Genomic DNA, 14,949 nt, shown 5'->3' with positions numbered 1-14,949 from the left:
TCCGCGGAAGTCATTCAAACATTCTACTCGCTTGGGACGGGTGCTTGGCGATGCACGGAGGCTCCCAACATGGAAAGCATATGTTCAATTCTATCATAGCCTCTATCAATATGATGAATTTGCTCAACGATCGTTGTGCCATGCGCAGCCAGACCGGCAATGACAAGTGCTGCACCGGCTCGCAAATCAGTCGCTTCAACTGTAGCTCCATATAACCTAGGAACCCCTCGTATAAAGGCTGAGCTCATATCTACACGGATGTCCGCTCCCATACGGGAAAGTTCATCAACGTGCTTAAATCTACCTTCGAATATCGTTTCTTTCATTACGCTTAGTCCATCTGCTAGAGATAACAGCACCATGACTTGCGATTGAAGATCTGTTGGAAAGGACGGATGAGGTGAAGTAACAATTCGCTCGACCGCCTTCGGTCTTGTCGGACAGCTTACATGTATTATATCACCGTCCGTGATGATTTGAACACCTGCGCGCTTGAGGACATGAATAACCGAGGTTAAATGAGCAGGGTTCACCCTTTCGAGTGTAATGCTTCCTTTGGTCGCAGCTGCTGCCACAAGGAATGTTCCAGCTACAATGCGATCAGGTATGATGCGATATGAACAAGGAGATAATGACTCCACTCCGCGAATCGTTATGGTGTCCGTACCTGCGCCAATGATATCAGCGCCCATTGTGTTCAGGAAGTTTTGCAAATCCTGAATCTCAGGTTCACGGGCAGCATTATAAATCGTTGTGATGCCCTCTGCCTTAACAGCAGCCATCATAATATTTTCTGTTGCACCAACGCTTGGGAAGTCTAGTACAATCTCGCTGCCTTGCAATGAATCTGCGGTGCAAACAATTTTGTTAGCGAATTCTTCGATGTTGGCTCCGAGAGCCTGCAAACCTTTAAGGTGCAAATCGATTTTACGTTCACCGATCGCGCAGCCACCCGGTTGATAGACGGTAACACTGCCGAATCTAGCGAGTAGCGGACCCATTAGAAAGATGGAAGAACGCATCTGCCCCATCAATTCTTCTGGGATATGAGAGGAATGAGCTGTGGATGTTGTGATAGATACCGTATCCCCTTGCTGCTCAGCACGACAGCCCAGCGCGCTAAGAATGCGCAGCATGGTGTCGATATCGAGCAAATTAGGAACATTATGCAGAGTATGAGTGCCGCTAGCCAGGATGCAAGCTGCTAAAATTGGTAATGCGGCGTTTTTAGCGCCGTGTATCTGGATGGCTCCCGTAAGAGGTCTTCCACCTTCGATAACGAGCTTCTCCAAAGTTCCACCTCCGATTTACCTCTCACCCATCATCAGAACTTCCGGTACTAGCGATATGCCGTACTGATTCTGTACGATTAGCTGTACCTCGCCTATGAGAGTGAGAACGTCCTCGGCTGTAGCATCTCCGGTATTAACAATGAAATTGGCGTGAAGCTTAGAAATTTCAGCTCCACCGACACGTTTGCCTTTCAGGCCAGCTTCTTCGATGAGCTTAGCTGCGAATCCCCCTTCGGGGTTGCGAAATACACTCCCAGCGCAAGCTAATTGAAGCGGTTGCGTGCGGAGGCGCCTATCCCGGTAAGCCGCCATGGCTCCCGCTATTTCTTTGCGCTCTCCTACCTGTAATTCAAAGACAGCTTCCGTTACAATGCCGGGCATTGTTTGCAAAATGGAATGTCGATAGGCATACTGCAAATCCTCCGCCTGCATAGTGACCAATTCCCCTGTGTCCAGGATGACTTCAGCCTGCTTGAGTATGCGTGACACATCGGACCCATGAGCCCCTGCATTCATGTAGACGGCGCCTCCCACAGAACCGGGAATGCCAGAAGCAAACTCCAGTCCGGTTAAACCCTCCTTGGCCGCTAGTACGGACAATTTAATGAACGAATAGGAACCACCTGCGTAGACCATCGCACCATCAAAGCGAAGCGTTTCTAACGCATTGCCAAGTTTAATAACGACCCCTCTAATGCCTTTATCACTTACAAGCAGGTTGGATCCTCTTCCGATGACCGTCCATGGAACACCGCGTTCATATAGAAATTGGATGGCAGCAGCTACCTGCTCTTTCGTTTGGGGGATAACGAGGCAATCAGCCGGACCGCCGATTTTCCATGTCGTATAAGGGGCTAGTCGTTCATTCGTTCGAATCTCGCCAATATTTGCTGCCTGTAAGTCGGATATTAACTGTTGCATGGGAAAACCTCCTTCACAGAACGTAGGGCGAAATTATCTTGAAAAGCAGCTTCAAGCATCATAATTTCATAATACGGACCGAGTCGAAGATGGCCGGTCTTCGTTGTTTGGCGCCATATTAAGCCTTAGGTGTCTGTCACGGTTATAGTGTAGTTTATGTAAAATCGGATAGAGTGTGACAATCGCCTATTCGGTTTAGCAAAATCAAGTCGATAAGCTAAAGGTTTCAATCAGTTTTACGATCGATGCAACCGCATCGCTTTCTTTGCGTGATTGCATCGCTGCCTTGTGGGTCTCTCGATTCGCATGAAGAGCTTCCACACGCTCTGCGAGCGTATCAGCTGTTAACGCCTCTTCTTGTAGAACGTCCGCGTAGCCAGCTTTCTGAAATGACTCTGCATTTAGAATCTGGTCTCCCCGGCTTGCCTGCAGAGATAAAGGAATAAGCAGCATCGGCTTTTCCATGACTAAAAATTCATAAATAGATGTGGCACCAGCCCTGGAAATAACAAGTTCTGTCATTGCCAAAATATCTGGGAGCTCCTCATTCAAATATTCAAATTGTTTATAACCCCGGGTATTGGCAAGCTCTGACGCAATATTGCCTTTCCCGCATAGGTGTACAATCTGAAACTGAGCTAGTAATCGCCCTAGGTTGCCTCTGACAGCTTGATTAATCACTTGCGATCCTAGGCTGCCGCCCATTACCAAAATGACCGGTTTCTGCGAATGAAAATCACAAAGCTGATAAGCACGAGACGCTTTACCACTTAGAATGTGTTCACGAATCGGTAAACCTGTCAGCTCAACCTTGTCTCTTTGAACATGCTGTAAGGACTCCGGAAAGGTAACGCAAACCTTGGTTGCAAAAGGTATTGAAATTTTGTTCGCAAGCCCTGGCGTTATATCGGACTCATGAATAATCACCGGGATCTTGTTCATCCGACTGCCAAGCACGACCGGGACGGAAACGAACCCGCCCTTCGAAAAGACGATGGCGGGCTTCAAACGACGGAGCAATCTATAAGACTCATAGACGCCTTTCATCACTCTGAAAGGGTCTTTGAAATTTTTCAGATCAAAATATCGACGTAATTTCCCAGACGAAATCGAATAAAAAGGTACCCCTTCGCGTTCAATGATGTCTTTCTCGATGCCCGTAGCTGAACCTATGTATTTAATTTCCCAACCTAACTGCGCAAGCTTATGCATCAGCGCTATGTTAGGTGTAACATGTCCTGCGGAGCCTCCTCCGGTAAAGACAATCGTTTTCATTCCCCTGTCACCTCGAATAGCGGGATATATTGAGCAGGATGCCGACCGATGTCAGCATAAGCGTCAATGAAGACCCTCCTGCACTTATGAATGGCAAAGTAATGCCGGTTACTGGGAACATCCCAATAACAACACCAATATTAATAATGACTTGAACGGCAATCATACCGATAATGCCTACAGCGATCAAACTGGCAAACGTATCCGGCGCTGTAATAGCTGCCCGCATTCCGCGCCACACAAGAATCGTAAAGAGCAGCAGCACAAGCGTACCGCCGATAAATCCAAGTTCCTCAGCAATAATGGAGAAAATGAAATCCGTTTGCGGCTCTGGCAAATAGCTGTACTTCTGACGACTCATACCTAGACCAAGCCCTACAAGACCACCTGGTCCAATAGCATATAGCGATTGAATCGACTGATAACCTGCACCTAAGGGATCCTGCCACGGATCCAAGAATGCTGTAATTCGCTTCAAACGGTATGGGGCAGCGATGACGAGCCCGATAAAACCCGCAACCCCTATCATACCCAGATACGAGAGATGAAGCAATCTCGCCCCCGATGTGTAGATGATGAGCAGCGAGGCTCCGACGAGAACAGCACCTGTTCCAAGGTCAGGCTGCAGCATAATGAGACCGAACGCTAAGCCCATGATGCCAAGCGGTGGCAATAAGCCTTTTCTGAATAATGTTATTTTCGCTTGGTTTTCGGATAACATGTTGGATAGAAAGAGAATCATCCCAATTTTCATAAATTCGGACGGCTGAATACCGAAGGCACCTATACCTAACCAGCTTCTAGCTCCACCACGAACAACCCCGATGCCGGGAATCAGAACGATAATCAACATGGCAAAGCAAATAAAAAGCGCTATTCGGGCAAATCTTTTCCAAACTAAATAATCAACATTCATCGTAAAAAACATAGCGATAACACCCAAAACAGCAAATATAAATTGACGTTTCAAGTAGTACAGGGAATCGCCAAATTCACGAAACGCAAGAACACTGCTAGCGCTGTAAACCATAATAACGCCGATTGTCAAAAGCAACAAGGTTGGAACAATAATCCAAATGTCAGGAGCGGACCGTGCTTTACCCATAACAGACACCTCTTCGTGTGTTGTGGGCGTCATCCATGAAACATATCAGCAAGCAGCGACAGTATCGCCAACCAAACAGCATATGTGGATAAGCCCTATTTAAAGGTTATGCACGGACTCCTTAAACATGCGTCCCCTGTCCTCATAGGAGGGGAACATATCCCAGCTTGCACAAGCAGGTGAAAGTAGAACAATATCTCCGGGTTCACTCATTTGCCAGGCTAGCTGAACGGCTTGCGACACCGCATCCGCTGCATCCTTAGCAGTATCGACGGTTTGAATGCGGCTAATCCCTGCCAGCTCGGCAATATGCGTAATTTTCTCTTTCGTTTGACCTAAAGTAACGATACCTTTAATCCGCTCACGAAAAGTAGGCAGAAGTTCCATATAATCCGACCCTCGATCCAAACCTCCTGCAATCAGAACAACACGCTGGTTGAACGCCTCAATCGACTTTATCGAAGCCGCTGCATTCGTCGCTTTGGAATTGTTATAGAAGGTCACACCCTTCAGCTCTCTAACGAGCTCCAGACGGTGTTCTACGCCTTGGAAGCTTCTGAGCACATCTGCTATGGCATCCAGCTGAACACCCGTGGTAATGGCTGCTGCCGCCGCTGCTAACGCGTTCTCGACGTTAAAGCTGCCTGGGATCCCCATTTCACTTACCGGCATAATCGACTGCACTTGGCCTAGTCCATTTGCATAAACAATGGCCTCAGTCTCTACATCGAAGTAGACGCCAAAAGTGAGCTTCTCTTTCATAGAAAAAGGGAACAATTTAGCCTTCAGACTAGGAATTAAAGACTGGCACACCTCATCATCCCAATTCAAGATTGCTGTATCTTCTTCGGTTTGATTCGCAAATAATTTAGCTTTCGAAGCGATATAGTCATCCATTGAACCATGATAATCCAGATGAGTTTCGTACACATTTAACAAAAGTGCAATCGTTGGTCGGAACGAAGTCGTTCCTTTCAGTTGAAAGCTGCTTAGCTCAACAACCATCCAGTTATCAGCTGTAACTTCAGGCGCAGCCTCGGTTAATGCGCGCCCGATATTACCCGCTACAACGGGAGATAAACCAGCTGCGTCCAACATTAAACCAATCAATGTTGTCGTCGTGGTCTTGCCATTCGAACCTGTTATACCAATAATTGGAGCTTCACAGAATTGATAAGCAACCTCAACCTCTGTCACGACTTCGATTCCGAGCTCTTGTGCTTTGCGAATCGGCTCTACCGTATACGGAATTCCTGGGTTCTTCACAACGAGTGAAACCCCCGCATGCACCAAGGATTCCGGATGAAAGCCGCATACAACAGAAATACCCAGAGCCGTAAGTTCGTCGGCTTCAGGGCATGCGCTTCGCTCTTTTTTGTCGTTGACCGTGACCAAGGCTCCTTTTTGATGAAAAAGCTTAGCCGCAGCGACACCGCTGCGAGCCAAGCCCAAAATAATCACTTCAAGTCCACGATAATCCCGCGGATGTTTCATGCTCTACAACACCTCATTCATATATAATCCGAGTACAGCAAGCACGAGACCTACGACCCAGAATGTGATAACAACACGCCATTCCGACCAACCAACCAATTCGAAGTGGTGATGGATCGGACTCATTTTGAAAACACGCTTACCTCTCGTCTTGAAAGAAACGACTTGGATCACAACAGAAAGAATTTCAACCAAGAACACACCGCCAACAATGGCAAGAAGCAGCTCAGCTTTGGTCAAAATGGCAACAGCCACAAGGCCGCCACCAATCCCGAGCGATCCTGTGTCACCCATAAATACTTTGGCTGGATGAGCATTAAAAACGAGAAAACCGAGTACGGCCCCAACCATAGCTGCCGAAAAAATAGCCGCTTCCGGCTGTGTATTATTCATAGCAATAACCGTATAAGCACCAAATGCAATGGCACTTGTCCCTGCAAGCAGTCCATCGAGGCCATCTGTAAAATTCACCGCATTCGATGCACCCAACATAAGAATGGCCATTAACGGAAAGTACAACCAGCCTGGGTTGAAGTGGAACGACACAAATGGAATATATAAGTCCGTGCTATGTCCTTGCATGACAAGCAGGTAACAGACGATAGCGGAGATCAAGAGCTGACCGAACAGCTTTTGTTTCGCTGTAAGACCAAGTGATCGCTTGAAAATAATTTTAATATAATCGTCGAGAAAGCCAACTAACCCATAGCCTAATGAGGCTATTAACAGGATTAGAAGATCCGTATTTTTATCGGCAAAACGAAGCGTAGCAAGGGCCAGCGCGAGCAAAATAATGACCCCGCCCATCGTCGGTGTCCCTTGTTTTTTCAGATGCCCTTGGGGGCCATCCTCACGAATTTGTTGTCCGAATTTCATACGCCGCAAAATGGGTATAAAAAGCGGTCCCATAATAAGCGAAAGCACAAAAGCTACGCCCATCGTTAATAAAATTGCGTTTTCCACGTTGGTTCCCCCTGCTCGTTTTCGTCTTTCGAAAACGATCTACTGTTTCATCCAATAATTAATTACAAACGCCATCTAGGCGAGTAAGACATTAACCACATGCTCGAGACGCATGCCTCGCGAGCCTTTTACGAGCACAAGGTCTTCGGCTTGTGCGATAGCGGCGAGCTCTGCCGCGAGCTGCTCTTTGTCATCGAAGGCGCGCACGCACGCCTTCGGGAAATGCTGAGCCGCTTCATCCGCGATGAAGCGGCCAAGACGGCCGAACGTGAAGACATAGTCTACACGTTCCGGAGACAGCATCGCGCCGATACCGCGATGGAACTGCTCTTCGTGCTCGCCAAGCTCCAGCATGTCGCCGAGCACGAGGAACTTGCGACCGAAGCCGCGCAGCTGCTCGGTCAAGTCAATCGCAGCCCGCATGGATGCCGGGCTGGCGTTATACGCATCGTTAAGCACAGTCAGCCCCGAGGCTGCTGTCAGCTTCTCGATGCGCATGCTTGTCATCTGCAGCGAGCGAAGCCCCGCTGCAATTCCCTCAGGCGAGACACCGAAGGCTTCGCCGATGGCAATGGCTGCTAACGCATTAATCACATTATGCGTACCGAGCAAGGGAATGAACAATTCCGGGTACCCCGGTGAATTGATCTGGAAGTGCGCCCCGTCCGCATCCATCCGGATGTCGGTCGGGAACAGATCATTACCCGCGCCGCTGCCGAAACGGATACGGCGCAGCCCGTCGTGGCCTCGCTCCGCGAGGGCCTGTTCAATCAATGGCTCGTCGCCGTTGTAGACGAACAGCCCACTGCTTGGCATTCCGCTAACGATCTCGGCCTTAGCCCGAGCGATTTCTTCCCGCGAGCCAAGCTGAAGCATGTGCGATTCGCCGATCATTGTAATAATCGACGCTTCCGGCTCAGCTAGATTGGATAACAGCTCGATCTCGCCACGTCCACTCATCCCCATCTCGACTACGGCGAATTGCGTAGTTTCCTCAAGCTCGAGCAGCGTGAGCGGTAAACCAATATGATTATTCAGGTTTCCCTTTGTTTTATGCACTTGAAACGCACTACCCAAAACGGCCGCAACTAAGTCTTTGGTTGTCGTTTTGCCATTACTCCCAGTAATGCCAACAATGCGAACCGGCAGCTGCTTGCGATAAGACTTAGCCAACTGCTGCAGGGCTGTTAGCGTATCCTTGACGCGAATGATGGGCATGCCTTCTGGGGGGTGAGGGTGGTCATCTTGCCATAAGGCAGCCGCAGCCCCTTTACTGTAAGCCTCTGAGGCATAAGCGTGACCATCGAAATGGTCCCCGATCAGCGGCACAAACAGACTTCCGGGTCGTATAGTTCGCGTGTCGGTAGATATACCTTTTATTAAAATGTCCCTTGCAGCTGACTTCGAGAACACCTTCACACATTCAACGCCTAGCATGTCTGTCATTTGTTCCAACGTGCGCTCTATCATCGTCCTCTCCCCCTTATCGCAGCCTTAGCCACCAATCGATCATCGAAATCATGCTTGACCCCCATGACATCCTGATACGTTTCGTGGCCTTTTCCCGCTATCAATATTACATCCTTAGGGCCTGCCCCTTCAATAGCCTTTTGTATCGCTTTTTTGCGATCCACGATTAATTCATACTGTTCCTTCGGGTAATTAACCTCTTTTAGACCAGGAACAATATCAGCAAGAATGGCATCTGGATTTTCCGTACGCGGATTATCTGAAGTCACATATAAATAATCACTATACTTGGCCGTAACTTTACCCATAAGAGGACGTTTCGTTCGATCACGGTCACCACCGCAGCCAAACACAGTGATTACCTTACCTTCTGCAAAGTCACGTACTGTAGACAGGGCATTCTCTAGTCCATCTGGGGTATGAGCATAGTCAACCAAGACTAAGTAATCCTGTCCTTCATTCACAACCTCCATACGTCCATCTACTACCGTAATATCTTCTAAACTATTCCGGATCGCTTCAAGGGGAATCCCTTCCGCCAGTGCCGCAGCAATAGACCCGAGCGCATTGTACACGTTGAATTTACCAACCAACTTCATTCTGAAAAAAGCCTCTCCTGCAAAGGAAATAAGCTTAAATTCCGTGCCTTGGGCTGTAATTCGAATATTTGTCGCCCTTACATCACACTCGTTCTCTATACCATATGTAATAATTTGCGCGGCTGTCAGATTACTAAACGTTTGGGAAGCAGCATCATCTGCATTTAGAATAGCATACTGACGCTCCTTGAGATCGTCTGAGAAACCATTCCCCAATCTAGAGAAGAGCAATCCTTTTGCCGCTGCGTAAGCATCCATTGTTTTGTGATAATCTAAATGATCTTGTGTTAAATTCGTAAAAATACCCGAACGGAAATGAACACCCTTCACTCGACCTAATTCCAAAGCATGACTGGACACTTCCATAATGCAGTAATCCGTCTTTTGCTCACACATCTGGCGGAAGCTCCGCTGTAGATCGACGGATTCTTGTGTTGTGCGCTCCATTTCCGTATACGTATCGCCGATTTTCATTTGAATCGTTCCCATAAGTCCCGTCGTAAAGCCTTGATCCCGCAATATTTTCTCAATTAAATAGGTCGATGTCGTTTTGCCATTCGTACCCGTAATACCAATTAATTTCAGTTCTTTGCTGGGATAGCCATAGAAATGGGCTGATAATGCCGCCATTGCATATCTCGCATCTTTCACAACAAGCTGAGGAATTGGCAAGTCAAGCACTCTTTCCGTTACAAGCGCAGAAGCCCCAAGCGCAATCGCTTTTGGAGCATAATCGTGACCATCTGCTGTCAGTCCAGGGATACATAGAAACAAATCCCCTGTTTTTATTTTACGAGAGTCTGCTTCAATCCCAGTAATCTCTGTTTCAGCATCTCCATGTATGTGGGTAATGAGCAGTGCGGAAGCAAGCTCCTGAAGTTTCATGAGCAACCCTCTCCTTAATGTTATTGCTACCTATTATTGACAATTTTATGCCTATGGAAAAGCTAAACATGTCTTACTCGCAAATCTTTTTTTCCAGTCAACTAAACCACATTATTGCGGTGGCGCGTTGTTTGAGAGAAAAATGCGTATTGTAGAGCCTTGATCTACTCGTGAACCCGGCTTCGGCGCTTGACTGATTACATATTTGCCACTGCCAGACTTAGCCAACCTAAAATTCATGTTCAGATCTTCTAATATATCATCAACTGAGGCTCCAACCAAGTCCGGCACCTCAACAATCGGTATTTCACCATAGCGATAGTCTTTATCAAGCTGGTTTTTATCCGGTTCGACTTTCATATATCGCAAAGCATCAGCCATCATGTTCTTCACAAGTGGAGCTGCAATCAGACCACCAAATTGAATCCCTTGAGGATCATCCACAGCTGCATAGATGACAATCTTCGGATTATCGGCCGGCGCGAAGCCAATAAAGGAGACAATATGCTCATCCGGCGAATAACGGCCGTTAATGACCTTCTGCGCTGTTCCCGTCTTCCCGCCTACGCGATAGCCGTCGATAAACGCATTGCGTCCTGTGCCCTTAGCAACAACGCTCTCAAGCGCCTCGCGCACTTGTTTCGATGTTTCTTCCGAGATGACATTACGTACAAGCTCAGGCTCTACAACATTAACGATCTCACCCGTATCCGGATTCGTAAATGATTTTGCTACATACGGTTTAAAAAGTCTTCCTCCGTTAATAGCCGCAGAGACCGCCGTAATTTGCTGAATCGGAGTGACCGATACACCTTGACCGAATGCCGTCGTCGCAAGCTCAACAGGACCTACCTGAGACGGCTTAAACATAATGCCGTTTTCTTCGCCGCCGAGGTCAATTCCCGTCTTCTTCCCAAAGCCAAACTTTGAAATGTAATCAAACAACTTTTCCTTGCCTAAACGCTGTCCCATAACGACGAATCCGGGGTTACAGGAGTTTTGGACGACTTGCAGCATCGTTTCACTGCCATGACCTCCGCGTTTCCAACAGCGGAGTCTAGCCCCTCCGACCTCAATAAATCCGGGATCATAAAACTGCTCATTTTTTAAATCAACCTTTTTTTCCTCAAGTGCTGCAGCTAGCGTAATAATTTTGAAAGTAGAACCCGGCTCATACGTTTTCCAAATCGGTAAGTTCCTGTTATAGGTTTCAGCCGGAAAATCCTTATAATTGCCTGGTTCATACGTAGGCCTGCTCCCCATAGCAAGGATTTCTCCATTATTGGGATCCATCATGATGGCAATAACATTTTGCGCCTTATACTGTACCATAGCCTGATCCAATTCTCTTTCCAGCACCGATTGCAAGTGACTGTCAATTGTCAGCTTCATATTGAGGCCGTCTTTAGGCTTCGTATAGGTATCCGTTGTCCCTTCCAACGTTCTTCCTGCTGCATCAGTCATATAGGATATGCTTCCTGCTATTCCAGTTAATTGGCTGTTATATTTTGCTTCAATGCCTGTCAATCCTTTATCTAATCCAGCAAAACCAAGAATATGGGCAGCTAACGAGCCAAAAGGATAATATCTTTTGTTATCTTCTGCTACTACAATACCAGGAAGATTTAGATTTCGTACTTCTTGCGCTTTTTCAATCGTTATTTTGCGTCCAGAAGGCTTGATATCGTTTTGGGATGTTTTCTTTGTAATCTGTTTATAAATGTCATCTTCGTTCCCTTGCAGCACTTCGGCAAGTTTGGCTGCAGTGCTTCGGGCGTCTTGAATTTGAACAGGAATAGCCACTATCGTAGGTGTACTCATACTGTAGGTCATCGTTATCCCATTGCGATCTTGAATCTCGCCTCGCTTGGGAGCAAAGTCAATTTTTCTCCGCCAACTATCCTCTGCTTTATTCGCTAAGTCTTGTCCAATCCAAAGCTGGACATAAGCTAGACGGAGAATAAGTGCTGTAAAGATGACAGTGCCAATAATGAGCGCAGTAAACAATCTGCGACGAACGGTAACGTTAGAAACACGCATGAACGTTCAGTCTCCCTTCCCAATAAGTCAACATCATTCCTAACATGACTATTCGGGACAAACAGGGGTTAGAACAAGCTCTCCGTTAAGGTGTCTTTTTGGCCGTAGATCGCTGCGCTTCTGTTTTCGTATTTGACGCCGGTGTTGGCGAAGGTGTAGGTGTTGATGAACTTGCAGTTGAAGATTTATCGCTTAATGGTTTAAGCTGCAACGTCACACTTCTCCCCTCGCCTTCTCCTGTTGTGGCCTGATCCGAGACATATCCTTCACCGGCGGTTTGACAGTCAACTTTAAAGAAGGAACAGGTTTCAACGGCATCTCGAAGTGATCTACCGACCAAGTTAGGCAGCGGCATTTCGTCAACAGTTTGCATCGCAACATATATTCGTTGTGTAGATAAGATTTCAGTACCTGCTTTCGGAAATTGATCCACAACCTTGGCTCCCTTACCGAAAACCTCAAGTGACAAACCGCTCTCCTTTGCTGTAGCCTTGGCGCTTTCTGATGTCACATCTGCAAAATTAGGCACCGTTAGCTTATTAGCTGGCTTCGTTACCATTTTCGTTTGCTTATTCGATGCAACGCCCATATACTGCAGCGATTCACCAACAATTTCTTTAAAAGCAGGAGCTAATACCTGCCCTCCTAAGTGATAATTGCCGCCTAAGTCAGGTTGATCGGCGATCAATGTAACTAAGATACGAGGATTTTCAGCAGGAGCGTACCCAATAAAGGAAATAACCCACGAATCCGTGGAATAGGTCTTTTCACCGGGAAGGACTAAGTTAGCTGTTCCTGTCTTTCCTGCGACACGGTAGTCCTCCATAAAAGCAAGCTTACCTGTACCAATTTCTTGGTCGGATACAACTTGTTCTAAATATCCGGTCACCAGTTTAGCTGTCTTTTCACTTACAACTTGCCTAACGACTTGTGGCGCAAAAGACTGAATGCTTTTCCCTGTTTTCGGATCGACAATATCCTTAACAATGTGTGGCCACATCAATTTACCACCGTTGGCCATCGCAGCATAAGCGGCTGTTTGTTGAATGGCTGTAACAACGACCTTTCCTTGTCCATATGTTGCTGTTGCAAACTCAGATGGATATTTCATATCGATTAAACCGGAAACTTCATTCGGCATATCAATATTCGTTTTTTGATCAAACCCAAATTTCGTGATGTAATCTTTCAGCTTAGGTGAAGTTAATTTTTCTATACCCAATTTGACGAAAGCAACGTTACTAGAGCGCTTAAGACCATCCAAGAAGGAGATTTTCCCCCAACCAACCCGATTATGGTCATGGAGTTCTCTATCCTCTACCCGAATCATACCTGATTGGTACATTTCATTCGGATTAAATAGACCCTCTTCTACTGTAGCAGCTAATGTCACTAGCTTAAAAGTAGAGCCAGGCTCGTAGCGAGAGGCTACCGCATTATTCTTGAAATCACTTTGATCTTTAATCGTCCAATAGGTATTGGGGTTAAAGGTTGGCGTATTAGCCATTCCTAGAATTTCCATGGTTTGCGGATCAACAGCAATCGCCGTTAGGCTCTTCGGGTGCCACTTATCATTTACTTTTTCAAGTGCATTCTCCAAATAAAACTGAATATTTTTATCAATTGTGAGTCGCACATTGTTCCCATCTTGCGCTGGCTTGAAATTGATCTTGGAATCAGGAAGTTCAACACCTTTCCCGTCCTTCTCATAGCTTAACATTCCAGGAACACCCTTAAGGGTTTGGTCTAGTTTAAGTTCTAAACCTATTGCTGCTTCGCCTTCTTTATTCGTATACCCAAGAATGTGAGAAGCTAGCGTTTCACCTGGATAATAGCGTTTCTTGTCTTCTAAAATAGTAATTCCTACGTTAGCTTTTGCACTTAACTTGAGTTTTGTTTGAAGCTCTGAAATTAACGTACGAACTTGATCTGCCTTCTCTTTCTCTATCTTCCAACCTTCATTTCTAATCTCTGTATAAACAGCAAAATCCGTACCATCCGGTTTCATTTTCGTTGCCCGTTCACGGATTTTATTGACAAGCGTAGGCTTCGTTACATCCGACTCTTTCAAAATTTCCGCTAATCCTTGTGTAACATTCTCAGCGATATGATAGCCATCAATCATTTTGGGATTAAGTGCAATGGTATACGACGTTGCTTCAACGGCAAGTACTTTGTTATTTCTGTCCAGTATACTTCCTCTAACAGGGGTTAATACCTTATCTGTTTCCCATTTCTTCTCGGCTTCCCCTAGCAACCATGAAGCTTCTACCACTTGAATCCAATAGACTTTAGAAATGAGGACAACAAAAAGAAGGGTGAAGAACCCTCCAATTAGCAAAGATCGCAGCTTAATTTTTTTTGTCATATCGAATACCTGCCCATTACGGTTTAGAAACTACTTTATTATTTTTGCTACTGCTTGTATTTGATTTTGTTTTCTCTGGAGTGACTAAACTTACTTTCTTTTCATCTCCTAAATTAAACCCTAGCCGAACAGCCTCACCCTTCATACGTTCAGGACTTTGCAGTTTCTCTACTTCTTGCTTCAAAGCACTGTTCTGAGCTTGCATCTCACGAATTTCACTTTGCATTTTCAAAATATTAGCATTCATCTGATAAATAGCCGCGTAACGCCAGATAATAACGCCTGCCACAATGACACAAAGGATTACTGTGAACAAATAGAGCATCTTCTCCTGTGTCGGCAACGTTTTATTGCGATAAACAACCTTTGTTGTTTCTTTTATCTTCACTTTTGGTGCTGGGGCTGAACGTTTTGGATCGAGAGCCAAATTGCCTTGGATGTAAGATGGCATGTTTTATTTCCTCCCTTGTGTTTATTTTGGGCCCCCCGCAAAGTAATAGGAATAAGCTTCAGAGCTTGTCTTCACTTTGTGGGGTA

Annotated in this window: 11 protein-coding genes; all 11 read right to left on the bottom strand. The window is 46.3% G+C overall.

The features are described 5' to 3' along the window. Window positions 1-23 precede the first annotated feature (23 nt). Window positions 24-1,292, bottom strand: a complete 1,269-nt coding sequence (murA, locus tag GC098_RS33610; RefSeq protein ID WP_171648405.1) for a UDP-N-acetylglucosamine 1-carboxyvinyltransferase — start codon at window positions 1,290-1,292, stop codon at window positions 24-26. 15 nt (window positions 1,293-1,307) lie between these two features. Beyond that, the gene (murB, locus tag GC098_RS33605; protein ID WP_171648403.1) at window positions 1,308-2,213 is read right to left on the bottom strand and encodes a UDP-N-acetylmuramate dehydrogenase; all 906 of its coding nucleotides are present in this window, start codon (window positions 2,211-2,213) and stop codon (window positions 1,308-1,310) included. Window positions 2,214-2,417: 204 nt separating this feature from the next. After that, the gene (murG, locus tag GC098_RS33600; RefSeq protein WP_171648401.1) at window positions 2,418-3,488 is read right to left on the bottom strand and encodes an undecaprenyldiphospho-muramoylpentapeptide beta-N-acetylglucosaminyltransferase; all 1,071 of its coding nucleotides are present in this window, start codon (window positions 3,486-3,488) and stop codon (window positions 2,418-2,420) included. 7 nt (window positions 3,489-3,495) lie between these two features. After that, complete coding sequence (gene spoVE / locus GC098_RS33595; RefSeq protein ID WP_171648399.1) at window positions 3,496-4,593, bottom strand: stage V sporulation protein E; 1,098 nt, start codon at window positions 4,591-4,593, stop codon at window positions 3,496-3,498. Between the two features lie 99 nt (window positions 4,594-4,692). Further along, window positions 4,693-6,087 carry a UDP-N-acetylmuramoyl-L-alanine--D-glutamate ligase gene (murD, locus tag GC098_RS33590; RefSeq protein WP_171648397.1) on the bottom strand — a complete coding sequence of 465 codons (1,395 nt, stop codon included), beginning with the start codon at window positions 6,085-6,087 and terminating at the stop codon, window positions 4,693-4,695. Window positions 6,088-6,090: 3 nt separating this feature from the next. Continuing rightward, complete coding sequence (mraY, locus tag GC098_RS33585) at window positions 6,091-7,026, bottom strand: phospho-N-acetylmuramoyl-pentapeptide-transferase (protein WP_171649062.1); 936 nt, start codon at window positions 7,024-7,026, stop codon at window positions 6,091-6,093. Between the two features lie 99 nt (window positions 7,027-7,125). After that, entirely contained in the window at window positions 7,126-8,520 is a 1,395-nt protein-coding gene (locus GC098_RS33580) for a UDP-N-acetylmuramoyl-tripeptide--D-alanyl-D-alanine ligase (RefSeq protein ID WP_171648395.1), read from the bottom strand. Continuing rightward, the gene (locus tag GC098_RS33575; RefSeq protein ID WP_171648393.1) at window positions 8,517-10,004 is read right to left on the bottom strand and encodes a UDP-N-acetylmuramoyl-L-alanyl-D-glutamate--2,6-diaminopimelate ligase; all 1,488 of its coding nucleotides are present in this window, start codon (window positions 10,002-10,004) and stop codon (window positions 8,517-8,519) included. Before GC098_RS33575 ends, GC098_RS33580 begins: the two co-directional genes overlap by 4 nt. Window positions 10,005-10,115: 111 nt before the next feature. Beyond that, window positions 10,116-12,044, bottom strand: coding sequence for a stage V sporulation protein D (locus GC098_RS33570; protein WP_171648391.1), 1,929 nt, complete (start codon window positions 12,042-12,044; stop codon window positions 10,116-10,118). A gap of 85 nt (window positions 12,045-12,129) precedes the next feature. Continuing rightward, entirely contained in the window at window positions 12,130-14,412 is a 2,283-nt protein-coding gene (locus GC098_RS33565) for a penicillin-binding transpeptidase domain-containing protein (protein ID WP_171648389.1), read from the bottom strand. Window positions 14,413-14,428: 16 nt separating this feature from the next. After that, window positions 14,429-14,863 (bottom strand): septum formation initiator family protein, encoded by a 435-nt coding sequence (locus GC098_RS33560; protein WP_171648387.1) that lies wholly within the window; start codon window positions 14,861-14,863, stop codon window positions 14,429-14,431. Between the last annotated feature and the right edge of the window lie 86 nt (window positions 14,864-14,949).

The organism is Paenibacillus phytorum, from assembly GCF_013141715.1.
Taxonomy (GTDB): Bacteria; Bacillota; Bacilli; order Paenibacillales; family NBRC-103111; genus Paenibacillus_E; species Paenibacillus_E phytorum.
The sequence above is the reverse complement of the archived record's forward strand: the minus strand, read 5'-3'. Positions and strand labels throughout refer to the sequence as shown.